Annotated in this window: 23 protein-coding genes and 1 other RNA gene; 16 read left to right on the top strand and 8 right to left on the bottom strand. The window is 67.0% G+C overall.

Annotated features, from left to right (window positions below; translation table 11 throughout):
* Positions 1-170: 170 nt before the first annotated feature.
* The gene (locus G8O29_RS12630; RefSeq protein WP_166403597.1) at positions 171-1,397 is read right to left on the bottom strand and encodes an aminotransferase class V-fold PLP-dependent enzyme; all 1,227 of its coding nucleotides are present in this window, start codon (positions 1,395-1,397) and stop codon (positions 171-173) included.
* Positions 1,398-1,836: 439 nt separating this feature from the next.
* Here G8O29_RS12630 and G8O29_RS12625 point away from each other — a divergent pair, with 439 nt between their 5' ends.
* The 12 genes from G8O29_RS12625 to G8O29_RS12570 all read left to right on the top strand — a co-directional run bounded on the left by G8O29_RS12625 (position 1,837) and on the right by G8O29_RS12570 (position 11,088).
* On the top strand, positions 1,837-2,883 hold the full coding sequence (locus tag G8O29_RS12625) for an ABC transporter substrate-binding protein (RefSeq protein ID WP_166403596.1): 1,047 nt from the start codon (positions 1,837-1,839) through the stop codon (positions 2,881-2,883).
* A 269-nt stretch (positions 2,884-3,152) separates the two neighbouring features.
* Positions 3,153-4,739 carry a cation:proton antiporter domain-containing protein gene (locus G8O29_RS12620; protein WP_166403595.1) on the top strand — a complete coding sequence of 529 codons (1,587 nt, stop codon included), beginning with the start codon at positions 3,153-3,155 and terminating at the stop codon, positions 4,737-4,739.
* A gap of 102 nt (positions 4,740-4,841) precedes the next feature.
* Positions 4,842-5,194, top strand: a transfer-messenger RNA (tmRNA) gene (gene ssrA, locus G8O29_RS12615).
* 94 nt (positions 5,195-5,288) lie between these two features.
* Positions 5,289-5,477: a DUF1194 domain-containing protein gene (locus G8O29_RS12610; protein WP_166403594.1), complete on the top strand. Its 189-nt coding sequence runs from the start codon at positions 5,289-5,291 to the stop codon at positions 5,475-5,477.
* Between the two features lie 228 nt (positions 5,478-5,705).
* Positions 5,706-6,425, top strand: a complete 720-nt coding sequence (locus G8O29_RS12605; protein ID WP_166403593.1) for a phytochelatin synthase family protein — start codon at positions 5,706-5,708, stop codon at positions 6,423-6,425.
* A 63-nt stretch (positions 6,426-6,488) separates the two neighbouring features.
* A complete protein-coding gene (gene chrA / locus G8O29_RS12600) occupies positions 6,489-7,742 on the top strand; it encodes a chromate efflux transporter (RefSeq protein ID WP_166403592.1) in 1,254 nt (417 codons plus the stop codon).
* A gap of 86 nt (positions 7,743-7,828) precedes the next feature.
* Positions 7,829-8,290 carry an SspB family protein gene (locus G8O29_RS12595; RefSeq protein WP_166403591.1) on the top strand — a complete coding sequence of 154 codons (462 nt, stop codon included), beginning with the start codon at positions 7,829-7,831 and terminating at the stop codon, positions 8,288-8,290.
* Positions 8,290-8,841 (top strand): class I SAM-dependent methyltransferase, encoded by a 552-nt coding sequence (locus G8O29_RS12590; protein ID WP_128513719.1) that lies wholly within the window; start codon positions 8,290-8,292, stop codon positions 8,839-8,841. Before G8O29_RS12595 ends, G8O29_RS12590 begins: the two co-directional genes overlap by 1 nt.
* A gap of 84 nt (positions 8,842-8,925) precedes the next feature.
* Complete coding sequence (gene fumC / locus G8O29_RS12585; protein WP_166403590.1) at positions 8,926-10,320, top strand: class II fumarate hydratase; 1,395 nt, start codon at positions 8,926-8,928, stop codon at positions 10,318-10,320.
* Entirely contained in the window at positions 10,320-10,499 is a 180-nt protein-coding gene (locus G8O29_RS12580; protein ID WP_166403589.1) for a DUF4169 family protein, read from the top strand. Before fumC ends, G8O29_RS12580 begins: the two co-directional genes overlap by 1 nt.
* Positions 10,500-10,546: 47 nt before the next feature.
* The gene (locus G8O29_RS12575) at positions 10,547-10,777 is read left to right on the top strand and encodes an N-(5'-phosphoribosyl)anthranilate isomerase (RefSeq protein WP_166403588.1); all 231 of its coding nucleotides are present in this window, start codon (positions 10,547-10,549) and stop codon (positions 10,775-10,777) included.
* A gap of 92 nt (positions 10,778-10,869) precedes the next feature.
* Entirely contained in the window at positions 10,870-11,088 is a 219-nt protein-coding gene (locus tag G8O29_RS12570; protein ID WP_166403587.1) for a ribbon-helix-helix domain-containing protein, read from the top strand.
* 245 nt (positions 11,089-11,333) lie between these two features.
* On the opposite strand, the gene scpA is transcribed toward G8O29_RS12570, so the two are convergent.
* The gene (gene scpA, locus G8O29_RS12565; protein ID WP_166403586.1) at positions 11,334-13,460 is read right to left on the bottom strand and encodes a methylmalonyl-CoA mutase; all 2,127 of its coding nucleotides are present in this window, start codon (positions 13,458-13,460) and stop codon (positions 11,334-11,336) included.
* A gap of 65 nt (positions 13,461-13,525) precedes the next feature.
* On the opposite strand from scpA, the gene G8O29_RS12560 reads away from it, so the two are divergent.
* The gene (locus G8O29_RS12560) at positions 13,526-14,014 is read left to right on the top strand and encodes a DUF4174 domain-containing protein (protein ID WP_166403585.1); all 489 of its coding nucleotides are present in this window, start codon (positions 13,526-13,528) and stop codon (positions 14,012-14,014) included.
* 94 nt (positions 14,015-14,108) lie between these two features.
* Here the strand turns inward: G8O29_RS12560 and G8O29_RS12555 are convergent, their stop codons facing one another.
* From G8O29_RS12555 to G8O29_RS12535, 6 genes are all read right to left on the bottom strand, one after another.
* Positions 14,109-16,112 carry an acetyl-CoA carboxylase biotin carboxylase subunit gene (locus G8O29_RS12555; protein ID WP_166403584.1) on the bottom strand — a complete coding sequence of 668 codons (2,004 nt, stop codon included), beginning with the start codon at positions 16,110-16,112 and terminating at the stop codon, positions 14,109-14,111.
* 106 nt (positions 16,113-16,218) lie between these two features.
* The gene (locus tag G8O29_RS12550; RefSeq protein WP_166403583.1) at positions 16,219-16,437 is read right to left on the bottom strand and encodes a hypothetical protein; all 219 of its coding nucleotides are present in this window, start codon (positions 16,435-16,437) and stop codon (positions 16,219-16,221) included.
* A 316-nt stretch (positions 16,438-16,753) separates the two neighbouring features.
* Positions 16,754-17,149: a hypothetical protein gene (locus G8O29_RS12545; protein WP_166403582.1), complete on the bottom strand. Its 396-nt coding sequence runs from the start codon at positions 17,147-17,149 to the stop codon at positions 16,754-16,756.
* Between the two features lie 186 nt (positions 17,150-17,335).
* The gene (locus G8O29_RS18720) at positions 17,336-17,467 is read right to left on the bottom strand and encodes a hypothetical protein (protein ID WP_302848582.1); all 132 of its coding nucleotides are present in this window, start codon (positions 17,465-17,467) and stop codon (positions 17,336-17,338) included.
* Positions 17,468-17,678: 211 nt separating this feature from the next.
* Positions 17,679-18,089: a DUF6497 family protein gene (locus tag G8O29_RS12540; RefSeq protein WP_166403581.1), complete on the bottom strand. Its 411-nt coding sequence runs from the start codon at positions 18,087-18,089 to the stop codon at positions 17,679-17,681.
* A 2-nt stretch (positions 18,090-18,091) separates the two neighbouring features.
* Positions 18,092-19,624, bottom strand: coding sequence for an acyl-CoA carboxylase subunit beta (locus G8O29_RS12535; protein WP_166403580.1), 1,533 nt, complete (start codon positions 19,622-19,624; stop codon positions 18,092-18,094).
* Between the two features lie 180 nt (positions 19,625-19,804).
* Between G8O29_RS12535 and G8O29_RS12530 the strand changes: the two genes are divergently transcribed.
* From G8O29_RS12530 to G8O29_RS12520, 3 genes are all read left to right on the top strand, one after another.
* Positions 19,805-20,158, top strand: coding sequence for a DMT family protein (locus tag G8O29_RS12530; RefSeq protein ID WP_128515702.1), 354 nt, complete (start codon positions 19,805-19,807; stop codon positions 20,156-20,158).
* A gap of 64 nt (positions 20,159-20,222) precedes the next feature.
* Positions 20,223-21,431: a multidrug effflux MFS transporter gene (locus G8O29_RS12525; protein ID WP_166403579.1), complete on the top strand. Its 1,209-nt coding sequence runs from the start codon at positions 20,223-20,225 to the stop codon at positions 21,429-21,431.
* Positions 21,432-21,481: 50 nt separating this feature from the next.
* On the top strand, positions 21,482-22,876 hold the full coding sequence (locus G8O29_RS12520; RefSeq protein ID WP_166403578.1) for a helix-turn-helix domain-containing protein: 1,395 nt from the start codon (positions 21,482-21,484) through the stop codon (positions 22,874-22,876).
* The last annotated feature ends 27 nt before the right edge of the window (positions 22,877-22,903 follow it).

The raw sequence follows: 22,903 nt of genomic DNA, 5'->3' as shown, positions 1-22,903 counted from the left end.
CCGGCGGGACAGATCACCCTAACCCCTTTCAACCCTGCAAAAATATCCATGCGGCGGGGGGGGGGGGGGGGGGGGCGGAGCGCGAAGCCCCCCGACACCTTCCCTTGCGGGGCTTCATGCGCAAGCGAAGGCCGCAAGGGCTTGCGCGCCAGCGCGCCGGTTGGCACGGCCTAAAGCAGCCGGTCCAGCGCGGTGATCAGGCGCAAGACCTCTTCGGCGCTGGTATAGTGCACCGCCGACATCCGCAGCACCCCCTTCTCGCGCGGGATGCCCAGGGCCTCCAGAGGCCGCACCGCATAGAAATCGCCCGCCCAGCAGGCGATGCCCGCGCGGCCGAGCTCTTCGCTGACAGGTTCCGCCGGACGGTCCAGTTCGACCGCCACCGTCGGCGCCCGCCGCCCCGCGTCGCGCGGCCCGAGCAGCCGCAGGTCGTTCCGACCGCCCAGATAGTCCAGCAAGGGCTGGATCACCGCCATTTCCTGGCGGCGCATCAGGTCATGCACCCCGCGGTTGCGCGCGGCCGCATCGCCGGTGATCCCGTGCCGCTCGGCCAGGGCGTCGATGTAATCGGCCATCCCCGCGCAGGCCGCGATCTGGGCGTGATCCGGCCCGGCGGGCGTATGCCGCTTGTAAAGCACCCCATGGTTGAAGAAATGCCCCTGCCCCGGCAGTTCCATCCCGAAGGCCTCACGCAGCACCATGATCCCCTGATGCGGCCCATAGGTCTTGTAGGCCGAGAACAGATAGACGTCACAGCCCAGCGCCGGGATATCCGGGAAACCGTGCGGCGCGTAACTCACCCCGTCCACCACGGTCCGCGCCCCGGCAGCCTTGGCCATCGCACAGATCGCCGCGACGTCGTTGATCTCGGCGATCACGTTGGAACAGTGCGGAAAGCACACCAGCCGCACCTTGCCATCCGCCAGCAGCGCCGCCAGCGCCTGGGGATCCAGCGACCCGGTCGCCGGGTCCAGTTTCCACTCCCGCACCTCGATCCCCGCCTCGGCCAGCCGCCGCCAGACGCCGGAGTTTGCCTCGTGATCCTGGTTCGTGACCACCACCGCGCCGCCCGTCCCGGACAGCCAGGTCCGCACCGCCTGCGCCAGCACATAGGTGTTGGCGCTGGTCGAAGGCCCGAAGGACACTTCCTCGCGCGCCACCCCCATCATCGCCGCCAGCCGGTCGCGCGCCTCGTCCATCTCGGCCCCGCCCGCCTGCGCCCCCGGATAGGGCCCGTAGGGTTGCACCTTGCGGTCGCGGTAGAAGCGGGTCAGCCGGTCCACCACCTGCACGCAGGGGTAGCTTCCGCCGGCGTTCTCGAAGAAGGCATGGGAGGACAGGACCGGCGAGGCAAAGGCCGGAAACTGCGAACGGACGAAATCAAGATCAAGCGCCACGGCGCGACTCCCTTCTGGGGCCGCAGGCCGGGCGGCCGCACGCAGTGCGGGACGGTCCCGTCTGCGGCAGGTCTTCCAGCCGGACGCGCGGATGTCTCGCCGCGCGCCAGAGGCCGGGCAGCCCCGACCTCGCGGCCAGACCTAGCAAGCCCGCCGCCCGCGCGCAACCCCGGGGGCTGCTCCTGCCGCCCCCCCGCCAAACCCGGATGCCCGAAGGTCGATCGCCCCGCGATCGGGCAGCCTGACGCCCGGTCACCCGAATTTGCGCAGCTTCCTGCGGCGCAGGCCGCGAAATCCTGCACTTTCCCCTTGTCCTTTTGCGGCCGCTTGACCAACTTGACCGCATCGACGGGCGCCGAGGGGGCCCCCGTTTCCGTCCGCGAACACCAAACGACCGGCGACCTTCGCTGCCGCCGGCATGCCATGCAGAGGAGCCCAAATGAGCCGCAGATCCATCGCCCTTCTTGGCGCAGCCTCGGTGCTGTCGCTGTCCGTCGCCGCCCGTGCCGCCGATCCGGAGCTGACCGTGCTCGACTGGGCCGGCTGGGAGATCGACGGCATGCTGCAACCCTATGTCGAAAAGCACGGCCAGAAGCCGACCTACATCTTCTTCGCCGACGACGACGAGGCTTTCCAGAAGGTCTCCTCGGGCTTCCGCACCGATGTCGTCCACCCCTGCGCCGCCGCCGTGCCCCGCTACATGGAGGCCGGCCTGATCGAGCCCTGGGATGTCTCGCGCATCCCCGAATTCGCCAATATCCCCGCGCGCATGGCCGATGCCTTCAAGGACGACCAGGGCGTGTGGTTCATCCCGACCGACTATGCCTACACCGCCATCGCCTACAACACCGAAACCGTCCCGGTCGAGGATGTGGCGACGGTCCAGGTCTTCGCCGACCCGAAGTACGCCCGCCGCATCGCGCTGCCCGACAACACCGACGACGTCTGGTCGCTGGCCTTCATGGCAACCGGCGTGACCTCGTGGGACAACGTGACCGACGAACAGTTCCAGGCCGCAGCCGACTGGCTGCGCAAGGTGCATCCCAACGTCCGCGCCTACTGGGCCGACCCTTCGGAACTGTCGCAGCTCATGGCCTCGGGCGAGGTGCAGGTGGCCTGGTCCTGGAACGACCCCGTCGCCATCCTTCAGGCCGAGAACTTCCCCGTGGGCTTCAACCGCGCCCCGGCCGAGGGGGCGGCGACCTGGTTCTGCGGCTTCGTCAACATGAAGAACGGCCCGGGGTCCGAGGACAAGGCCTATGACCTGATGAACTCGCTGCTCGCCCATTCCTCGGCCCAGCCCCTGCTGGACGCGATCGGCTATGCGCTGGCCAACGATGCGGCCATGGCCGAGATCCCGCCCGAGGCGCTGAAGGCCGCCTTCGTCGATCCGATCGACACGCCGCTTTTCGTCCAGGACCCGCCCTCGACCGCGATGCGCGACCGCATGATCGAGGAATTCGAGATGATCAAGTCGGGGTTCTGATCAGGCATCCGGCCTGACACGACCCGACCGGGAACCGGGCGCCCGGGGGATCTCCCCCGGGCGCCTTGCGTCTGCCGCCTGCCGATCGGCGCAGGGGAACGTCTCTCGTGGCGGGCTTCCCCGGGGCAGGGTCTCTGCCGATGACCTGCGGCGGAACCGGCAGCGCGACGGGCAAGGGCCTGACGCCGCGCCAGCCGGCCCGACCGACCATTCCGGTTGCGCGCGCCCGATCCGGCCGGTAATCCGGACTGAACCGAGGCCCGTCTGCCATGTTCGAAACCCTCTGCCTCAGCTTCGCCTTCGTCTTCGGGCTGGCCGTCCGCCAGGTCGGCCTGCCGCCGCTGGTGGGTTTCCTGCTGGCGGGCTTCGCCATCCATGCCGCCGGACCGCCGCTGGGCCTTCCCGACTATGCCAGCCCCGTCCTCGACCATGTCGCGCATTTCGGGGTGCTGCTGCTGCTGTTCGGGGTCGGACTGAAGCTTCGGCTCGGCCAGCTGGCGCAGCCGCAGGTCCTGACCGGCGCGCTGGTCCAGAGCGCGGTCACCACCGCGGTCCTCAGCCTCGGGCTGACGCTCTTCCTTGCCCTCGACGGGCGGACGGCGCTGCTGCTGGGCGTGGTCCTGTCCTTCTCCTCCACCGTCTTCTCGGCCAAGGTGCTGGAAGCCAGGCGCGACATCCGCGCCTTCTACGGCCGCACCGCCATCGGCATCCTGATCGTGCAGGACATCATCGCGCTGGCCGTGCTGGCCATCTTCAGCGGCCAGACCCCTTCGCCTTGGGCCATCCCCCTGCTTGCCGCCCTGCCGCTCTTGCGCCCGGTGCTGCACTGGCTGCTCGACATTTCCGGCCATGACGAGCTTCTGGTGCTGGTGGGCATGCTGCTGTCGCTGGTCCTTGGCGGCGCCGTCTTCGATGCGGTCGGACTGGGGTCGGAAATCGGCGCGCTCGCGATGGGCATCCTTCTGTCCACCCACCCGCGCGCCAAGGAACTGTCGGATGCGCTCTGGAGCCTGAAGGAGCTGTTCCTCGTCGGCTTCTTTCTTCAGATCGGCATGTCGGGGCTGCCCGGGCCGGGCGACCTGCTGATCGCGGTGCTGCTTGTGCTGCTCTTGCCGCTGAAGGGGGCGCTGTTCTTTGCGCTTCTCCTCATGTCCCGGCTGCGCGCCCGCACCGCCTTCCTTGCCGCTGTCAACCTGACCTCCTATTCCGAGTTCAGCCTGATCGTCGCCGCCGGGGTGCTGCCCGACTGGCTGGTGCCTCTGGCGCTGACCGTCAGCCTGTCCTTCCTCTTCGCCGCACAGCTCGACCGGCTGTCCCAGCGCCTGTTTCAGCGGATCGAGCCCTGGCTCGGCCGGTTCGAGCCCCGGCGCGTCCACCGCGACGAGCTGCCGACCGATCTCGGCACGGCCAGCGTGCTGATCCTCGGCATGGGGCGCACCGGAACCGCCGCCTACGACCGGCTCGACGGCGGCCCCGCCCGGATCGTGGGGATCGACGCCGATACCTACCGCGTCGCCGGCCATGTCGCCGCGGGCCGCAACGTGCTCTTTGCCGATGTCGAGGATGCCGGGTTCTGGCGCGGCTTGCGCATGGCGGCGGTGGAGTGCGTCATCCTGGCGATGGACAGTGTCGAGGCCAAGGAAAGCGCCGCGCGTGCCCTGCGGCAGAAGGGCTTTTCCGGCCCGATCGTCTCGCATGCGCTTTACGAGGATCACGTCCAGCGGCTCAGGTCCGCCGGGGCGACGCATATCTACCAGACGATGACCCAGGCCGGGATCGGTCTGGCCGATCAGGCCAGCCGGGCGGTCGAGGCCGGGCGGAAGGACGTGTCGGTCGTCCAGTCCCGATCCGGCTAGGTCAGGGTGGAAGGCCCTGCCGTTCCGCGCGTGCCGTGCTTGCCCATCCTCGGCCATCCCCTTGATTTCCCGCCTCGCGCAAGCTTTCTGCAAGCGCCCCCCGCCCTTGCGTCCCCCGCCGCTGCCGCCTATATTGACTGCTGTCGGGGCAACCCGACTATGGCGATAAACGCACCTGTAATAATCGGCTCGGACCCGGGGGCGGTACCCGGCGGCTCCACCAGACACCCGTTCGTTGCGGGGGCAAGGGGCCGAAATAGGATCGACGAACGACCAAAGAGGCCAGCTTTCGCTCGGTGAGGTACCACCGTTATCGGTCCATGATCACAGTTGCCAACGACAACCGTGCTCCGGTGGCGCTGGCCGCGTAAGCGGCTCGCAAGACCAAAACCAAGTCCTTGCGGTTAGCCCCGCAAGGCGGGGTTCGCAGGTACCTGGCAACAGAAACCTGCACCTTCCCCGACGGCTCCTCGTTCGACGGCTCCTCGTTCGACGTCGTCTCCTCGTTGCGACCGACAGCAAGGAGGGACGCCGTTCCCGACGAGCAGCTTGCCACAGACCGCCGGCCGCCCCATCCGGCCAAATGCTGCGCGCGGCCCTCCTTCTCTGCCTGACCGCCCCCGCCGCGTCATCGACAGGTCCGGTGACGGTCAGGAGAAGCCGGGCTTCATCGACGCCCGCGCCCGGGACGAGGCGATCGCCGCGGGCATCTCGATCAATGCCATCGCCATCGACTAGGCCGGCCAGGCCATCCCGATCACCCCCACTACCGGCGCCGGATCGTCACGCCCGACGGCTTTGTCGTCACCGCGCGGGGCCTTGGGGACCATGCCGTCACGCTGCGGCGCAAGCTCTTGCGCGAACTGACGAAGCCCATCGGCTGACTCCAGATCGCTTGACCGCCCGGGGACCTGTCCCTAGCCTTCTGCGCATCGCCCCGCAACCGCCCCGCCCGAAGGTTCCCCGATGCATCCCTGCCGCGCCGTCCTGCTCGTCGCCCTGCTCGCCGCACCTGCCCTGGCCGAGCCTGCGCAGCCGAAACTCGGGCCCGATGCCGTGGCCGTGACGGTCGATTACGCCTATCTGCGCACCAGCCCCGCACCCGACTACTGGGCCTTCGCGCCCTTCGTGAAACCGCAGTTCACCAGTTCGGCCTGTTCCATCGCCGCAGTCACCGCCGCGCTGAACGGGCTTCAGGGCCTGCCGGCGGCGGCGGAGGACCCGGTGATGACCCAACCCGCCCTCCTTGACCTGGTGGGCAATGCCGAATGGGCCGCCCTTTCGGCCGAAGGCGGCGACGGGGTGACCTTCCAGCAACTGCTGGACTTCACCGCCGCCGCCCTGAAGGCGCGCGGCATGAGCCAGACCGCCACCGCGATCCGCCCCGACAGTGTAGAGGCCCTGCGCGCGGTGCTGGCCCGGAACGAGGAAAGCGCCGCCGATGTGGTCATGATCGACTTCAACCAGGGCGTCGTCACCGGCGACTGGGACGGCCCGCATGTCAGCCTGATCGGCGCCTATGACGCCGCCACCGACCGCGCGCTGGTGCTTGAGGTGGATCAGGAATGGTATGTGCCCTATTGGACCCCGGTCCCCGTCCTCCTCGCCGCCTTGCAGAAGCCGACCTCGGCCGAGCACGGACCCCTGGAAGGCGAGACCGGCGGTCTGGTGCATATCCACCCCTAGCTGCGTCCCGCCGTTCTGTTTCCCTGCCCTGCGACGCCACGACCGCCGCACTCCGGACTGATCATGACCGCCCCAAGCCTTGCCGACCTGACCCGCACCTTCGCCCGGATCGGCTGCCTGTCCTTCGGCGGCCCGGCGGCGCAGATCGCGCTGATGCACCGCGTCGTGCTGGACGAGAAGAACTGGGTCCCGGAACCCGACTACCTGCGCGCCCTGTCCTTCTGCATGCTGCTGCCCGGGCCAGAGGCGATGCAGCTTGCCACCTGGATCGGCTGGCGGCTGCATCGCGTGACCGGGGGCCTCATCGCCGGAGGGCTCTTCGTCCTGCCCGGGGCGATCGTGGTCCTTCTGCTGTCGCTGATCTACGCGGCCCTGGGACAGGTCGCCCTCGTGGCCGCGCTGTTCACCGGCGTCCAGGCGGCCGTGATCGCCATCGTGATCGAGGCCCTGATGCGCGTCTCGAAACGGGCCCTGAAATCGCGCGAGGCCTCCCTCATCGCGCTGGCCGCCTTCCTGGGCCTCTTCGCGCTGGACCTGCCCTTCCCGCTGATCATCCTGACCGCCGGGCTCTGGGGCTTTTTCCGCACGGCAGGCAGCAGCACCCCGGCCCCGGCACCGCCGGCCGCACTTGCCCGCTCGATCCGGGCCGGGCTCGTCTGGGGCGCGATCTGGCTGGTTCCCCTCGCCCTCCTCGTCCTTGCCGCTCCGCAACGGCTGGCCGAGATCGGCATCTTCTTCGCGAAACTCGCGGTCCTGACCTTCGGCGGGGCCTATGCGGTGCTGGCCTGGATGGCGCAGGAGGTGGTGGAGGAAAAGGCCTGGCTGACCCCAAGGCAGATGATCGACGGCCTGGGCCTGGCCGAGACGACCCCCGGTCCGCTGATCCTGGTCAACGAATTCGTGGGCTATCTTGCCGCGCACCAGACCGGCGGCTGGCCGCTGGGGCTGGCGGGGGCGGCCGTCGCGCTGTGGATGACCTTCATTCCCTCGTTCCTGTTCATCTTCGCCGGCGCCCCCTTCATCGACCGGCTGACCCACATGCCGCGGCTCTCGGGCGCTACGGCCGCGATCACCGCCGCGGTGGTGGGCGTCATCGCCAACCTCTCGCTCTGGTTCGCGCTGCATGTCCTGTTTGCCAGCGTTCCTCAGGCCAGCCGCGGGCCGCTGCACCTGACCTGGCCCGACCCGACCAGCCTGCGGCCCCTGCCCGCGCTTGTCGCGGCCTTTGCCGCCTGGGCGCTTCTGCTGCGGCGCTGGAACCTCGGGATCGTGCTGGGTCTGTCGGCCGTTGCCTCCGCCACGGCGGCGGTTCTTTGACCTCTGCGTCACCGACCGCGCGGCCACCCCTTCCCTTGGCCTCCGAATCCCCTATGCTGCAACCCAACCGGGAAAGGACGGCGCCGATGGCACGCAGTATCGACTACGGCAACCTGATGCACCGTGCGATGCGGGGGCTGATCCAGTCGGTGCTGACCGATGTCGCCGCGCATGGTCTGCCCGGCGCGCACCATTTCTTCATCACCTTCGACACCACGCATCCCGACGTGCAGATGGCCGACTGGCTGCGGGAACGCTATCCCACGGAAATGACCGTGGTCCTGCAACACTGGTTCGAGAACCTGACCGTCACCGACGAAGGCTTCAGCGTCACGCTGAACTTCGGCAACAATCCCGAACCCATCGTGATTCCCTTCGACGCGCTGCGCACCTTCGTCGATCCGTCGGTGGAATTCGGGCTGCGCTTCGAGACGCAGGAACAGGACGAGGACGACGAGGAAGAGGCCGAAGCCGACATCGAGGTCGAGGCCGAACCCGAACGCCACGATGCCGAGATCGTCTCGCTCGATCAGTTCCGCAAGCACTGATGTCCGACCTTGCGCTGTTCCGCCGGCGGCTGCTGAAGAACCCCCGGCAGGTGTCGGCGATTGCGCCCTCGTCCCGCACCCTGGCGCGGGCGATGACACTGGGGCTTGGCCCGAACAGCGGCCCGGTGGTGGAATTCGGCCCCGGCACCGGCCGCTTCACCGAGGCGATCCTCGCGCGCGGCGTGCCCCCCGAAAACCTCACGCTCTTCGAGCTGGACGAGGAATTCGTTGACCACCTGCGCAAGAAGTTCCCCGGCGTGACCGTGCATCAGCGGCCCGCGCAAGAGGCCGCCCGGCTGGTCGAGCCCGGGGTCGGCACGGTGATCTCGGGCCTGCCGCTCCTGTCGATGCCGCCCGATGTGCGCGAAGGCATTGTCAGTGCCGCCTTCGCCATCCTCGCCCCGCGCGGCCACTATGTGCAGTTCACCTATGGCCCCCGCCCGCCCTTGCCGCCGGAAACCATCGAGGCCCTGCGCCTCAAGGTGAACAAGGGCCACAAGGTCTGGGCCAACCTGCCGCCCGCGACGGTCTACCGCTTCCGCCGCGCCTGAGATTTCGGTATACCATTGCATGCCGGATTGATTTTCCGCGCTCCCGGCGCTATGGGACGCGCGAGAGCCTGCGAGGAGCCCCCCATGACCGCGACCCGTACCGAAACCGACAGCTTCGGCCCCCTTGAGGTGCCCGCCGACAAGTACTGGGGCGCGCAGACCCAGCGGTCGATCATCAACTTCCCCATCGGCTGGGAACGCCAGCCCGTCCCGATCATCCGCGCGCTTGGCGTCATCAAGCGCGCCTGCGCCGTGGTGAACATGGCGCAGGGTGACCTTTCGGCCGAGCTTGGCAATGCCATCGTCGCCGCCGCGCAAGAGGTGATCGAAGGCAAGTTCGACGACAACTTCCCGCTGGTCGTCTGGCAGACCGGGTCCGGCACCCAGTCGAACATGAACGCGAACGAGGTGATCTCGAACCGCGCCATCGAGATGCTGGGCGGGGTGAAAGGGTCCAAGAAGCCGGTCCACCCGAACGACCATGTGAACATGGGCCAGTCCTCGAACGACACGTTCCCCACCGCGATGCATGTCGCCATCGGGATGCACAGCCGCGATGTGCTCTTGCCGGGGCTGGAGAAGCTGTCCAGGGCGCTCTGGGCGAAGTCCAACGAGTTCAAGGACATCATCAAGATCGGCCGCACCCATACCCAGGACGCCACGCCCCTGACGCTGGGCCAGGAGTTCTCGGGCTACGCGACCCAGGTCGATCGCGGGATCGAGCGGGTGAAGCTGTGCCTGCCGCACATCTACGAACTGGCCCAGGGGGGCACCGCCGTTGGCACGGGGCTGAACACCCGCAAGGGCTTCGATGTGCGCGTGGCGGCCGAGATCGCGAAGATCACCGGCCTGCCCTTCGTCACCGCCCCGAACAAGTTCGAGGCGCTCGCCGCCCATGATGCGATGGTGATGTTCTCGGGCGCGCTGAAGACGGTGGCCGCCAGCCTGTTCAAGATCGCCAACGACCTGCGGCTTCTGGGCTCCGGCCCCCGCTCGGGTCTGGGCGAGCTGATCCTGCCGGAAAACGAACCCGGCTCCTCGATCATGCCGGGCAAGGTCAACCCGACCCAGGCCGAGGCGCTGACCATGGTCTGCGCCCATGTGATGGGCAACGACGCCGCCGTGGGCTTTGCCGGCAGCCAGGGCCATTTCGAGCTGAACGTCTACAACCCGATGATGGCCTACAACGTGCTGCAATCGATCCAGCTTCTGGGCGATGCGGCCTCCAGCTTCACCGACAACATGGTGGTGGGCACCCAGGCCAACATTCCGCGCATCGAGAAGCTGATGAAGGAATCGCTGATGCTGGTGACGGCACTTGCGCCGACCATCGGCTACGACAACGCGACCAAGGTCGCCAAGACCGCGCACAAGAACGGCACGACGCTGCGCGAAGAGGCGATCGCTTTGGGTTTTGTCGATGGCGAGACCTTCGACCGCATCGTGCGTCCCGAGGACATGATCGGCCCGAAAGGCTGATGGCCGAGATCGTCAACCTCCGCACCGTGAAAAAGCAGGCGGCCCGCAAGGCCGCCCGCTCACAGGCAGATGCGAATGCCGCGAAGCACGGCCGCACAAGGGCCGAGCGCGACCTCGACAAGGCCCGCGCCGAAAAGGCCGCCCGCGACCTCGACGCCCACAGGCGCGAGACGGAGTAACCCGCCGTTAACCCTGCCTTGGCAGAGTTGCGGCAGGAGGTGCGCCGATGACCCAACTGCCTGACGTGATTTCCCCCGAGAAATGGATCGTCCACCTGTTCTCCGCCAAAAGCGTTGCAGAAGGCGGAACCGTCCGCCGCAAGGTGGCCGACGTAGAACGCCTGATCGGTCGCGACCGCTTCCTGCATGAAGTCCGCCGCCGCGGCTTCCGCGTGGTCGAAAACGCCGGCCAGTTCATCATCTTCTGCAACCGAGAGCCGGTCTATGTCCTGAACTGACGGCGCGTCCGGGCCGCAAATCTTTTCGAAAAGTTTTGCAAAATCCTTCGAAGGATTTTGTCCCCGCCCAGCCGTTGCGCTACGGTCGCCCCATGACCACGCGCCCCGCCAAGCACTCCCTCACCCTCCGCGGCCACCGCACGTCGGTCTCACTGGAGCCCGAATTCTGGGACGCCTTCCGCGCCATCGCCGCCGCAAGGAACACCCCCCTCAATGCGCTGGCCGCGGAAATCGACGCCGCCCGGCGCGGGGACGAAGGGCTCGCCTCGGCGATCCGGGTCTTCTGCCTGAACCACTACAAGGGAACCTGATGCGCCGCCGCCCTTCACGCCAGGGGCGCAAGACCCTTGCCTGCGGCGACTGCCCGGCATGCCGGTCCGGCCGGACCGCCACCTGCCGCAGCCGGCGCGTGCCCGGCTTCGGCGACCGCGGCGCCTCTGCGGACGCCTGTGCGGACCGGGTCTCGCCCCCCGTGCCCACAACCTGACCCGCCTGTCCGAAACCCTGCTTCCGGAGGCAGGGCTGGCGCGCGGACCGGTCGGCAGAACGCACCCGCTCAGGCCCGCGCGGCGCGGATCAGGTCCAGGATCTCCTTCGCCGCCGCCGGAATATTGGTCCCCGGCCCGAAGATCGCCTTCACCCCGGCCCCCTTCAGGAAGTCGTAGTCCTGCTGCGGAATCACCCCCCCGCAGATGACAAGGATGTCCTCTGCCCCCCGCGCCTTCAGCACCTCGATCAGCTTCGGCGCCAGCGTCTTGTGCCCCGCCGCCTGGCTGGAAATCCCGATGACATGCACATCATTGTCGATGGCATCCTGCGCCGCCTCTTCCGGCGTCTGGAACAGGGGGCCCACATCCACGTCGAACCCGATGTCGGCAAAGGCCGTGGCGATCACCTTCGCCCCCCGGTCGTGCCCGTCCTGTCCCATCTTGACGACCAGCATCCGCGGCCGTCGCCCTTCCGCTTCGGCAAAGGCCTCCACATCCCGCTGGATCGCCTCGAACCCCGCGTCGCCCTCATAGGCCGCACCATAAACCCCCGCCAGCGTCTTCACCTCGGCCCGATGCCGCCCGAACACCTTTTCCATCGCGTCCGAAATCTCCCCGACCGAAGCCCGTGCCCGGGCCGCCTCCACCGCCGCCTCCAGAAGGTTGCCCCCCTCGGCCGCCCGCCGCGTCAGTTCTGCCAGCGCCGCCTGACAGCGCGCCTCGTCGCGGCTTGCCCGCACCGCCTTCAGCCGCGCGACCTGAGCCTCGCGCACCGCCATGTTGTCGATGTCCAGGATGTCGATCGGGTCTTCCTTGTCCTTGCGATACTTGTTGACCCCGACGATCACCTCCTCGCCCCGGTCGATCATCGCCTGCCGCCGCGCCGCCGTCTCCTCGATCCGCAGCTTCGGCATGCCGCTGGCCACCGCCCTGGTCATGCCCCCCATCGCCTCGACTTCCTCGATCAGCTTCCAGGCTTCCTCGGCCAGCTGCGCGGTCAGGCTTTCCACATAGTAGGACCCGGCCAGAGGATCGACGACATGGGTGATCCCCGTCTCCTCCTGCAAGACCAGCTGCGTGTTGCGCGCGATCCGGGCGCTGAATTCGGTCGGCAGGGCGATCGCCTCGTCCAGCGCATTGGTGTGCAGCGACTGCGTGCCGCCCAGCACCGCCGCCATCGCCTCATAGGCGGTGCGGATCACGTTGTTGTAGGGGTCCTGCTCCTGCAAGCTGACGCCCGAGGTCTGGCAATGCGTCCGCAGCATCAGGCTGGAGGGCTTCTTCGCCCCGAACCCGGACATGATCCGGTGCCACAGCATCCGCGCGGCCCGCAGCTTGGCCACCTCCATGAAGAAGTTCATGCCGATGGCGAAGAAGAACGACAGCCGCCCGGCGAAATCGTCCACATCCATCCCCCGCGCGACGGCGGTGCGCACATATTCCTTCCCGTCCGCCAGCGTGAAGGCCAGCTCCTGCACCAGGTTCGCGCCTGCCTCCTGCATGTGGTAGCCGGAAATCGAGATCGAGTTGAACTTCGGCATCTCGCGGCTGGTGTATTCGATGATGTCCGCGATGATCCGCATCGAAGGCTCGGGCGGATAGATATAGGTGTTCCGCACCATGAATTCCTTCAGGATGTCGTTCTGGATCGTCCCCGACAGATCCTTGCGGGCCACCCCCTGCTCTTCCCCCGCCACGATGAAATTCGCCAGGATCGGGATCACCGCCCCGTTCATCGTCATGGAAACGCTGATCTTCTCCAGCGGGATGCCGTCGAAGAGGATCTTCATGTCCTCGACGCTGTCGATCGCCACCCCGGCCTTGCCCACATCCCCCACCACACGCGGGTGATCGCTGTCATAGCCCCGGTGCGTCGCCAGATCGAAGGCCACCGAGACCCCCTGCTGCCCGCCCGCCAGCGCCTTGCGGTAGAAGGCATTCGACGCCTCGGCGGTGGAAAACCCCGCATATTGCCGGATCGTCCAGGGCCGCCCGGCATACATCGTCGCCCGCACGCCCCGTGTGAACGGCGCCACGCCCGGCAACTCGTCCATCTGCGGCAGGCCTTCGACATCGGCCGCCGTGTACAGCGGCTTGACCGTGATCCCCTCCAGCGTCTGCCAGTTGAGGCTCGAAGGGTCCCTGCCCTTCAGCTCCTTCGAGGCCAGCGCCTCCCACTGCTTCAGCTCTGCCATCTCTCTCTCCGTTCCGTGCCGATCTGACGCTTGGGCTTTTGCCGAAAGCCGCCTATATCAAGGCCATGAAAGCCGTCGCCCGTCGTCCGTTCCTTGCCGTCCTGGCCCTTGCCATACCGGCACTTACCCTTTCCGCCCGGGCCGACGAGGCCCCGGCCCTTGCCGATCCGGTCGAGGAGCCCCCGACCTTCGCCCCGGTCCCTGCCACCGAAGTGGTCGAGGCCGACCTCATCTTCCGCCGCCGCCCGGTCATCGTGTTTGCCGACAGCCCGGCCGACCCCGCCTTCCTGCGGCAGATGGAGCTTCTGACCCGCTACTACCCGCAGTTCGAGGCCCGCGACGTCATCCTCATCATCGACACCGACCCTGCGAACCCCTCCGAACTGCGCCGGAAACTGCGGCCCCGGGGCTTTTCGCTGGTGCTGATGGACAAGGACTGGAAACCCTCGATCCGCAAGCCCCTGCCCTGGGACGGACGCGAGATCATCAACTCCATCGACAAGATGCCCATCGCCCGCAGCGAGGCACTGGAGAAGAACCCCGCCGGTCGGTAAATCCCCGGAATTTCTGAAAATTCCGGACCGGAGCCTGGAAAGGCTCCGGTGCGATTTCCTTGAGGAAATCGCCCCCGGCCCGACCCGTGCGCGCTCATTCGAACTCCATGATCACGTCATCGACCTTCAGGCTGGCCCCCGCATGGGCCCTGATCTTCTTCACGACGCCCTTGCGTTCCGCCTTCAGGATGTTCTCCATCTTCATCGCCTCGACGGTCGCCAGCGCCTGACCCTCCTGCACCTCCTCGCCCTCCGACACGGCGATCTTCACCACCAGCCCCGGCATCGGGCAAAGCAGGTATTTCGACGTATCCGGCGGCGCCTTCTCCAGCATCAACCCTGCCAGCGCCTTCTGGCGGGGCGATTGCACATGGACCTTCAGGTCCGCGCCGCGCAGCCGCATCCGGAAGCCCATCGGGATCTTCGCCGTCTTGATGACCAGGGGCTCGCCGCCCACCGTCAGCCGCGCCAGAGGCTGGCCCGGCGTCCAGTCGCTTTCCACCCGCAGGTCGGTCCCATCCTCGAAGACCACGGTCGAGCCCTCGTGGTCGGCCTTCACCGTCACCGGCCAGCTTTCGCCTTGCAGCGTGACAACCCAGTCATCGCCCACCCGCCGCGTATGGTTGTCCATCGTCCCGGAAATCCGCGTCCGCCGGATTTCGGCCACCCGGTTCATCGCCGCCGCCGCCGCCGCCACGCGCCGCAACAGGCCTGCATCCAGCGTGGCCCCGGTGAACCCGCCCTCGTATTCCTCGGCGATGAAGGCGGTGGTGATGTCGCCGCGGACGAAGCGGGGATGATCCATCACGGCCGAACAGAAGGGCAGGTTGTGCCCGATGCCCTCCACCTCGAAGGTATCCAGCGCCAGCCGCATCTCCTCGATCGCATCGGCCCGCGTCGGGCCCCAGGTGCAGAGCTTGGCGATCATCGGGTCGTAGAACATGCTGATCTCGCCGCCCTCATAGACGCCGGTATCGTTGCGCACGATCCCGCCCCGGGCCGTCTTGCCCTCGACCGGCGGCCGATAGCGCGTCAGCCGCCCGATGGAGGGCAGGAAGTTCCGGTAAGGGTCCTCGGCATAAAGCCGGCTTTCCATCGCCCAGCCGTGGATCTTCAGGTCCTCCTGCCGGAACGGCAGCGGCTGACCATCCGCCACGCGGATCATCTGTTCGACCAGATCGACCCCGGTGATCAGCTCCGTCACCGGATGTTCGACCTGCAAACGCGTATTCATTTCCAGGAAATAGAAGTTGCGGTTGCCATCGACGATGAACTCCACCGTCCCGGCGCTGGTGTAATCCACCGCCTTCGCCAGGGCGCAGGCCTGTTCGCCCATCGCCTTCCGCGTCGCCTCGTCCAGGAACGGCGAAGGCGCCTCCTCGATCACCTTCTGGTTCCGCCGCTGGATGCTGCACTCCCGCTCGTGCAGATAGACGCAGTTCCCGTGCTTGTCGGCCAGCACCTGGATCTCGATGTGGCGCGGTTGGGTCACGAACTTCTCGATGAAGATGCGGTCGTCGCCGAAACTGGCCGCCGCCTCGTTCTTCGACGACTGGAAGCCCTCCGCCGCCTCGGCATCGGTCCAGGCGATCCGCATCCCCTTGCCGCCCCCGCCCGCGCTGGCCTTGATCATCACCGGATAGCCGATCTCGCGGCTGATCTTCACCGCCTCGTCCGCATCCGCGATCAGGCCCATGTAGCCCGGAACCGTCGAAACCCCCGCCTCCTGCGCGATCTTCTTCGAGGTGATCTTGTCCCCCATCGCCTCGATCGCTGCGGACGGAGGCCCGATGAACACCACCCCTTCCGCCTCCAGCGCCGCGGCGAAGTTGCGGTTCTCGGACAGGAAGCCATAGCCGGGATGCACGGCTTGCGCGCCGGTCTTGCGAATGGCCTCCATGATCCTGTCGATCACGATATAGCTTTGCGCGGCCGGCGGCGGGCCGATATGCACCGCCTCGTCCGCCATCTGCACATGCAGCGCATTGCGGTCGGCGTCGGAATAGACCGCCACCGTCCTGATCCCCATCCTGCGCGCGGTCTTGATGACCCGGCAGGCGATCTCGCCCCGGTTGGCGATCAGGATCTTGTCAAACATCGGCTCCCCCCATCAGGCAAATGCAAAGGACCACCCGGGCGCGCGGCCCGGATGGTCCCCTTTGGTCGTGCGATCCCGCCCGAAGGCGGGCCGAAAGTTCAGTCGATCAGTAGCGCGAGCGGCAGGGCGGCAGGCCCAGCTCGATACCGCAGGTCGCGAGACCGGCAAGCCCGCCCAGCGCGGCTCCGGCCAGCATGTTTTCGTCCAGCGCATCGGCGACCAGCGCGCCCGCAGCCGCACCGGCCATGCCGCGCGATGCCGGATCCTGCATGCAGCCGGCAAGGGGAAGGACAAGAAGAGCGAAGGCGATAAGCGACTTCTGCATGGGAAACTGCCTCGTGCGTTTGTTGTTATTGCAGCCGATTCTACCGCAATGTCACGGATTTGAAAGCAGTTTCTGTCCCGCCGCGCGCAATCGGCAGGCCCTTGACCCACAGCAAGGCTCGGTCCGGCCTGGAACGGGCCGGACCGAGAGGAAGGGGAAGGGTCGCATCGTAGACTGCGCACGTCAGGGCTGGGCTGCCACAGACCCGCACGGAAACAATGCCGCCCAGTGGCATCCATTGCAAACCCGTTGAAAACGCCTGCCCGATCCTGAGCAAAACCGTGCCAAAAGCTTTCCCGGGTCGGCGGAAACATGCCTAGTCCTCCTCCCAGTCCCGATCCTGATGCAGCGCATCGGGTGCGTCGGGGGCGAAGACCTCGGGAAAGGCCACTTGCGCGCGCTTCACGTCGATCCGCAGCAGCGCCTCGTAGGAACAGGGATCGAACGGGTCTTCGGCCGGGACCACCTCGCGCCCGAACAGCCAGGACAGCCGCCCCGCATCCAGGTTGCCGCGTTCGAACGGCTCTTCCCCGAAATACTGCCAGAGCGCCGCCATGAAGGCCTGATCGGCCAGCCGGTCCAGATGCTTGCGGTCCTTGAACCGCTCGCGCCGGATCAGTTTCGTCGCGCCGTCTCTCACATTGGCGCGCCGAATGGTGAACTGGAAATCGGTCCCCGGCATCCGCCCCGGAAAGCCACGGTGTTTCAGCATCGGTCCTGCCCCCTGTCCGTGCAACGGGCGGCAGGGATAGGCGAAACGCCGGCGCTCGCCCAGTGGGCGCGGGCGGAAAAAGACAATGCGATCAGAAGGCTCGGCGCCTCGACCGCAGCTTGCTGCGGGAGGCGGTGGGTTGGCGCGGGCCCGCCCGGCGCATGCCGGCAGGCCCGCTCCGCAAGATTACTTGAACTTGCCCGTGTAGGTCGGCTCGACCGAGACCGGCTCGGCAACCCGGACCGGCTCTTGCTTGGCGCAAGCGGCGAAAGCCGACACCATGGCCAGAACCAGAACGAGACGTGCGCTCTTCGACATCCTCTACTCCATCCTTTTTGGGGCGCTTCGGAATCCGCCAGGGAATCCGGCACCTGTTCGCTGTTGACGGCCGATTTGGCCCGGCCTTCCGCTACCTTATCCGAAAGGATTCCGGATTGGTATGGCGACAGGACCAAGTTGACGACCTGTGGCGTTCCTACATCAGCCAATGGTGCATGGCCAGCCGGAAAAACGATATCTGGCCCCTGCATCAGAAAATCTCCCAGACGCAGCGGCCGTTTTCCAGGCGATAGGATTCAAAGAACTGCACCACATCGGGTGCCGCCTGACCGAAGGGCACGACCTCGCTGGCGAAAGAGATCACGATCTGCTGCGGGGCGGGCACCATGCCGTCGATCCTCTTGATTGCAAAGCCATCGCACAGGGCCTGCATGTCCTCGGCGGCGGTCTCGGCCTCGGCCGGGACCAGACCCGGAGCCAGAAAGCGGAACCGCACCGTCGCCCCGGCGGGACCGCGGACATCGGTGATCACCTCGATCAGCGACAGCTTGCGCCCCGAGGGCACGCTGACGGCCTCGCCGGCCGGCGCCTCTTCCTGACAGCCGGCCAGCGCCATCAGGGCAAGCAGGCTCGGGGCAGCGCGGGCGGAGGTGCGACGCATCGTCACAGCGGGATGTTGTCGTGCTTCTTCCAGGGCATCAGCGCCTTCTTGCTGCGCAGCGCAGCAAAGGCCCGCGCCACCCTGCGACGCGTGGAATGGGGCATGATGACCTCGTCGATAAAGCCCTTCTCGGCTGCCACGAAGGGGTTGGCAAAACGGTCCTCGTAATCCTTCACCCGCGCGGCGATCTTCTCCGGCTCGCCCAGTTCGGACCGATACAGGATCTCGACCGCGCCCTTCGCCCCCATCACCGCGACCTCCGCCGTGGGCCAGGCATAGTTGAAATCGGCTTTCAGGTGCTTGGAGGCCATCACCACATAGGCCCCGCCATAGGTCTTGCGGGTCAGGACCGTGACCTTGGGCACCGTCGCCTCGCCATAGGCGAACAAGAGCTTCGCCCCGTGCTTGATGACACCGCCGTATTCCTGCCCCGTCCCCGGCAGAAAGCCCGGCACATCTACGAAGGTCAGGATCGGAATCTCGAAGGCATCGCAGAACCGCACGAAGCGCGCGGCCTTGCGGGATGCGTCGATATCCAGACAGCCCGCCAGCACCATCGGCTGGTTCGCCACCACGCCCACGGTCTGGCCCTCCAGCCGGATGAAGCCGATGATGATGTTGGCGGCGAAGTCCTTCTGGATCTCGAAGAAATCGCCCTCGTCCGCGACCTTCAGGATCAGTTCCTTCATGTCATAGGGCTGGTTCGGGTTGTCGGGGACCAGCGTGTCGAGGCTGGGCTCGATCCGGTCCGGCGCATCGAAGAACGGCCGCACCGGCGCCTTCTGCCGGTTGTTCAAGGGCAGGAAGTCGAACAGCCGCCGGATCTCCGCCAGCGCCTCGACATCGTTTTCAAACGCCCCGTCGGCAACGCTGGACTTGCGGGTATGGGTGGATGCCCCGCCCAGTTCCTCGGCCGTCACCACCTCGTTCGTCACGGTCTTGACCACATCGGGGCCGGTGACGAACATGTAGCTGGAATCCTTCACCATGAAGATGAAGTCGGTCATCGCCGGTGAATAGACGGCGCCCCCCGCGCAGGGCCCCATGATCAGGCTGATCTGCGGCACCACTCCGCTGGCCTCGATATTCCGCTGGAACACCTCGCCATAGGCCGCAAGGCTGGCGACGCCCTCCTGAATCCGCGCCCCGCCAGAATCGTTGATCCCGATCACCGGCGCGCCGTTCTGCATCGCCATGTCCATGATCTTGCAGATCTTTCCGGCGTGGGTCTCGCTGACCGAGCCGCCCATGACCGTGAAGTCCTGGCTGAACACATAGACCTGCCGCCCGTTGATCGTGCCCCAGCCGGTGACGACGCCATCGCCTGCCGGGCGGTCCTTCTCCATCCCGAAATCGGTGCAGCGGTGCGCGACGAACATGTCGAATTCCTCGAAGCTGCCCTCGTCGAGCAGCAGCTCGATCCGCTCCCGCGCCGTCAGCTTTCCCTTGGCGTGCTGCGCCTGGACCCGACGCTCCCCGCCTCCGGCCCGCGCGGCCTCACGCCGGGCTTCAAGCTCTGCCAGAATATCCTTCATCGCGCCCTCCCCCGGCTGATGTCCGCTGCACCTTACGGCAACGCTGCGGGTGCGAGAAGCGGCAATGAGAAAATTTGCAAACCAGTTTGAAATGCTCTGCTTCAAATTGCGAAATCGCAAAGCATTGGACCTTGCCCGCAGCCGCGCTATGCCCTCCCGGATCGCCATCCCGAGGACATCATGCCCAACCTGCCCATCCCCGTCGTGACCATCGGCCTGCTTCTCGCCTCGAACATCTTCATGACCTTCGCCTGGTATGGCCACCTGAAGTTCAAGGAAAGCGCGCTTGTCACCGTGATCCTGGTCTCCTGGGGGATCGCCTTCTTCGAATATGTCCTCCAGGTCCCCGCCAACCGCATCGGCCACGGCCATTTCTCCGCCGCCGAGCTGAAGACGATCCAGGAGGTCATCACCCTGTCGGTTTTCGCCGTCTTCTCGGTCCTCTACCTGAAAGAGCCGCTGTCCTGGAACCACCTCGTCGGTTTCGCGTTCATCGCGGCAGGGGCGTTCTTCATCTTCCACAAATGGGCGTGACGCCGGGTTTCCCCACCCGGCCGCCTGTGGACAATCCGGACCCGCAGGCGTAGCCCGTTCCCCCATGCAAGAGCCCCTATTCCTTGACCGGACGACCCCGCCGAGGATCGTCACGCTGATCCTTCTGGCGGGGCTGTCGGCCCTGACGATGAACATCATGCTGCCCTCGCTGCCCGGAATGGCGACCTGGTTCGGCGTCCCCTACGGCGTGATGCAGCAGTCCGTGGCGCTCTACCTCCTGCTCTCCGCCCTTCTCCAGATCGTCATCGGCCCGATCTCCGACCGCTATGGCCGCCGCGCCGTTCTGATCTGGTCGCTGGTCCTGTTCCTCCTTGCCACCGTCGGGACGCTGCTTGCCCCCACCGCCACCTGGTTCCTGATCTTCCGCATGGCCCAGGCCGTCATCGCCTCGGGCATGGTCCTCTCTCGCGCCGTCGTCCGCGACATGGTGGCCGACGAACGCGCCGCCAGCATGATCGGCTATGTCACCATGGGCATGAGCCTTGTCCCCATGATCGGCCCGGTGATCGGCGGCGCCCTCGACGACCTCTACGGCTGGAAGGCGAACTTCGCCCTTCTCCTGATCCTCGGCCTCGGCACCCTCGCCCTCGTCTGGGCCGACCTGGGCGAGACCGCCACTCTGCGCCGCGTCTCGCTGATGGACCAGATCCGCAGCTACCCCGCGCTTTTCGCTTCGCAAAGGTTCTGGGGCTACACCCTTTCCGCCGCCTTCGCCTCGGGCTGCTTCTTCGCCTATCTCGGCGGGGCGCCCTATGTCGGCGACAAGGTCTATGGCCTCTCCTCCACCCATGTCGGCGCGCTTTTCGCCCTGACGGCCATCGGTTACGCCGCAGGCAACTTCTTCGCGGGCCGCTACTCCGTCCGCATCGGCATGAACCGGATGATCCTTCTCGGCTGCCTCGTGACCACGGCCGGCATGGCGATCCTCGCCCTTCTCACCGCCCTCGGCCACTCCGGCCCCACCATGTTCTTCGGCCTCACGGTCTTGATGGGCCTCGGCAACGGCATCTGCCTGCCCAACGCCAACGCCGGGATGCTGTCGGTCCGTCCCGACCTCGCCGGAACTGCCTCGGGCCTCGGTGGAGCCATCCTGATCGGCGGCGGCGCCGCCCTTGCCGCCTTTGCGGGCGTCCTCCTCGGCCCCGGCTCTTCGGAAATGCCGCTCATCCTCCTGATGCTGGCTTCCTCCGCAGCCTCGGTCCTGGCCATCCTCTTCGTCCTCCGCCGCGCCCGGCAGATCGGCCTCGCCTGACCCTTGACGCAGCTTTGCAAAGCGCCGCATAGCTTTGCAAAGAGGTTCCGATGGCCACCCAGAAACTCTATGCCGGCGTCAAGCTGCGCGAGATCCGCGCCCGTCTCGGCCTGACCCAGAAGGCCTTCGCCGACAAGCTGAAGGTCTCGCTGCCCTATCTGAACCAGATGGAGAACAACCACCGGCCCGTCTCGGCCGCCGTGGTGCTGGCGCTGGCGCAGGAATTCGGCCTTGACGTGACCGAACTGACGGTCGGCGAGTCCGAACGTCTCGTCACCGACATGCGCGAGGCGCTGGCCGATCCCGTCTTCACCACCGCCACCCCGCCGCTTGCCGACCTCCGCCTCGCGGCCTCCAACGCCCCGGCGCTGGCCCGCGCCTTCCTCGATCTGCACCGCGCATACCGCCAGACCCACGAACGCCTCGCCTCCCTCGACGAAGCCCTGGGCCGCGAGGACGCCGACCTCCGCCCCTCCGCCTGGGAAGAGGTGCGCGATTTCTTTCACTATTGCGACAATTACCTCGATGCCATCGACCGTGCGGCAGAGCATTTCGCGACCTCGGCAAGCAACGGAAAATCCATCGAAACACTGGCGCAGGACCTGCTGAGGCGCGCCGGGATCAGCCTGCACTATTCGAACACCGCGCCCCTGCGCCATTACGACCCGCAGGCGAAACGCCTCGACATCTCCGCCCGCGCCTCCGGCCCCTCGCAGCGCTTCCAGCTCCTGCATCAGGTCGCGCTTCTGACGCAGAACGAGCTTCTGGAGGCAACCCTCGACCTCGCAAGGTTTTCCACGGCGGAGGCCCGCGACATCGCCAAGATCGGCCTTGCCAACTACTTCGCCGGGGCGGCACTCCTGCCCTACCGGGCTTTCCTCACCGCCGCGCAAGAGGTGCGCCACGACCTCGAACGGCTCGCCGACATCTTCGGCGCCTCGATCGAACAGGTCGGCCACCGCCTCTCCACGATGCAGCGCCCCGGCGCCAAGGGCATCCCCTTCTTCTTCGTCCGCGTCGATCAGGCGGGCACGATCACCAAGCGCCACTCCTCGACCCGCCTGCAATTCGCCCGCTTCGGCGGCGCCTGCCCCCTGTGGAACGTCCACCAGGCCTTTGAAACGCCGGGACAATTCCTGCGGCAACTGGCGGAAACACCGGACGGCGTGCGCTATCTCTGCCTTGCCCGCGATGTGTCGAAACCCGCCGGCGCCTTCCTCGCCCCCGTGCGCCGCTATGCCATCGGCCTCGGCTGCGAAGTGCAGCACGCGCCGCAGCTTGTCTATTCCGACGGGCTCGACCTGAAAGGCCGGTTCGAGCCCATCGGAATTTCCTGCCGCATCTGCGAGCGGATCAACTGCCACCAGCGCAGCGTCCCGCCACTGGAAGGCCGGTTGAAGATCAACCCCAACGCCCGCGACGTGTTGCCCTACGAGATCGGCTGAGCGCTGCCCGCGTCGCAGCGTAGGGTG

It is taken from the genome of Rhodobacter calidifons, assembly GCF_011174775.1.
In the GTDB taxonomy this organism is placed as follows: domain Bacteria; phylum Pseudomonadota; class Alphaproteobacteria; order Rhodobacterales; family Rhodobacteraceae; genus Tabrizicola; species Tabrizicola calidifons.
This window is presented reverse-complemented; position numbering and strand designations above follow the sequence as displayed.

Coding starts and splice junctions, on each gene's coding strand:
- G8O29_RS12625 (WP_166403596.1), top strand. CDS start 1,837: ATGAGCCGCAGATCCATCGCCCTTCTTGGCGCAGCCTCGGTGCTGTCG.
- G8O29_RS12620 (WP_166403595.1), top strand. CDS start 3,153: ATGTTCGAAACCCTCTGCCTCAGCTTCGCCTTCGTCTTCGGGCTGGCC.
- G8O29_RS12605 (WP_166403593.1), top strand. CDS start 5,706: ATGCATCCCTGCCGCGCCGTCCTGCTCGTCGCCCTGCTCGCCGCACCT.
- chrA (WP_166403592.1), top strand. CDS start 6,489: ATGACCGCCCCAAGCCTTGCCGACCTGACCCGCACCTTCGCCCGGATC.
- G8O29_RS12595 (WP_166403591.1), top strand. CDS start 7,829: ATGGCACGCAGTATCGACTACGGCAACCTGATGCACCGTGCGATGCGG.
- G8O29_RS12590 (WP_128513719.1), top strand. CDS start 8,290: ATGTCCGACCTTGCGCTGTTCCGCCGGCGGCTGCTGAAGAACCCCCGG.
- fumC (WP_166403590.1), top strand. CDS start 8,926: ATGACCGCGACCCGTACCGAAACCGACAGCTTCGGCCCCCTTGAGGTG.
- G8O29_RS12580 (WP_166403589.1), top strand. CDS start 10,320: ATGGCCGAGATCGTCAACCTCCGCACCGTGAAAAAGCAGGCGGCCCGC.
- G8O29_RS12575 (WP_166403588.1), top strand. CDS start 10,547: ATGACCCAACTGCCTGACGTGATTTCCCCCGAGAAATGGATCGTCCAC.
- G8O29_RS12570 (WP_166403587.1), top strand. CDS start 10,870: ATGACCACGCGCCCCGCCAAGCACTCCCTCACCCTCCGCGGCCACCGC.
- scpA (WP_166403586.1), bottom strand. CDS start 13,460: ATGGCAGAGCTGAAGCAGTGGGAGGCGCTGGCCTCGAAGGAGCTGAAG.
- G8O29_RS12560 (WP_166403585.1), top strand. CDS start 13,526: ATGAAAGCCGTCGCCCGTCGTCCGTTCCTTGCCGTCCTGGCCCTTGCC.
- G8O29_RS12555 (WP_166403584.1), bottom strand. CDS start 16,112: ATGTTTGACAAGATCCTGATCGCCAACCGGGGCGAGATCGCCTGCCGG.
- G8O29_RS12550 (WP_166403583.1), bottom strand. CDS start 16,437: ATGCAGAAGTCGCTTATCGCCTTCGCTCTTCTTGTCCTTCCCCTTGCC.
- G8O29_RS12545 (WP_166403582.1), bottom strand. CDS start 17,149: ATGCTGAAACACCGTGGCTTTCCGGGGCGGATGCCGGGGACCGATTTC.
- G8O29_RS18720 (WP_302848582.1), bottom strand. CDS start 17,467: ATGTCGAAGAGCGCACGTCTCGTTCTGGTTCTGGCCATGGTGTCGGCT.
- G8O29_RS12540 (WP_166403581.1), bottom strand. CDS start 18,089: ATGCGTCGCACCTCCGCCCGCGCTGCCCCGAGCCTGCTTGCCCTGATG.
- G8O29_RS12535 (WP_166403580.1), bottom strand. CDS start 19,624: ATGAAGGATATTCTGGCAGAGCTTGAAGCCCGGCGTGAGGCCGCGCGG.
- G8O29_RS12530 (WP_128515702.1), top strand. CDS start 19,805: ATGCCCAACCTGCCCATCCCCGTCGTGACCATCGGCCTGCTTCTCGCC.
- G8O29_RS12525 (WP_166403579.1), top strand. CDS start 20,223: ATGCAAGAGCCCCTATTCCTTGACCGGACGACCCCGCCGAGGATCGTC.
- G8O29_RS12520 (WP_166403578.1), top strand. CDS start 21,482: ATGGCCACCCAGAAACTCTATGCCGGCGTCAAGCTGCGCGAGATCCGC.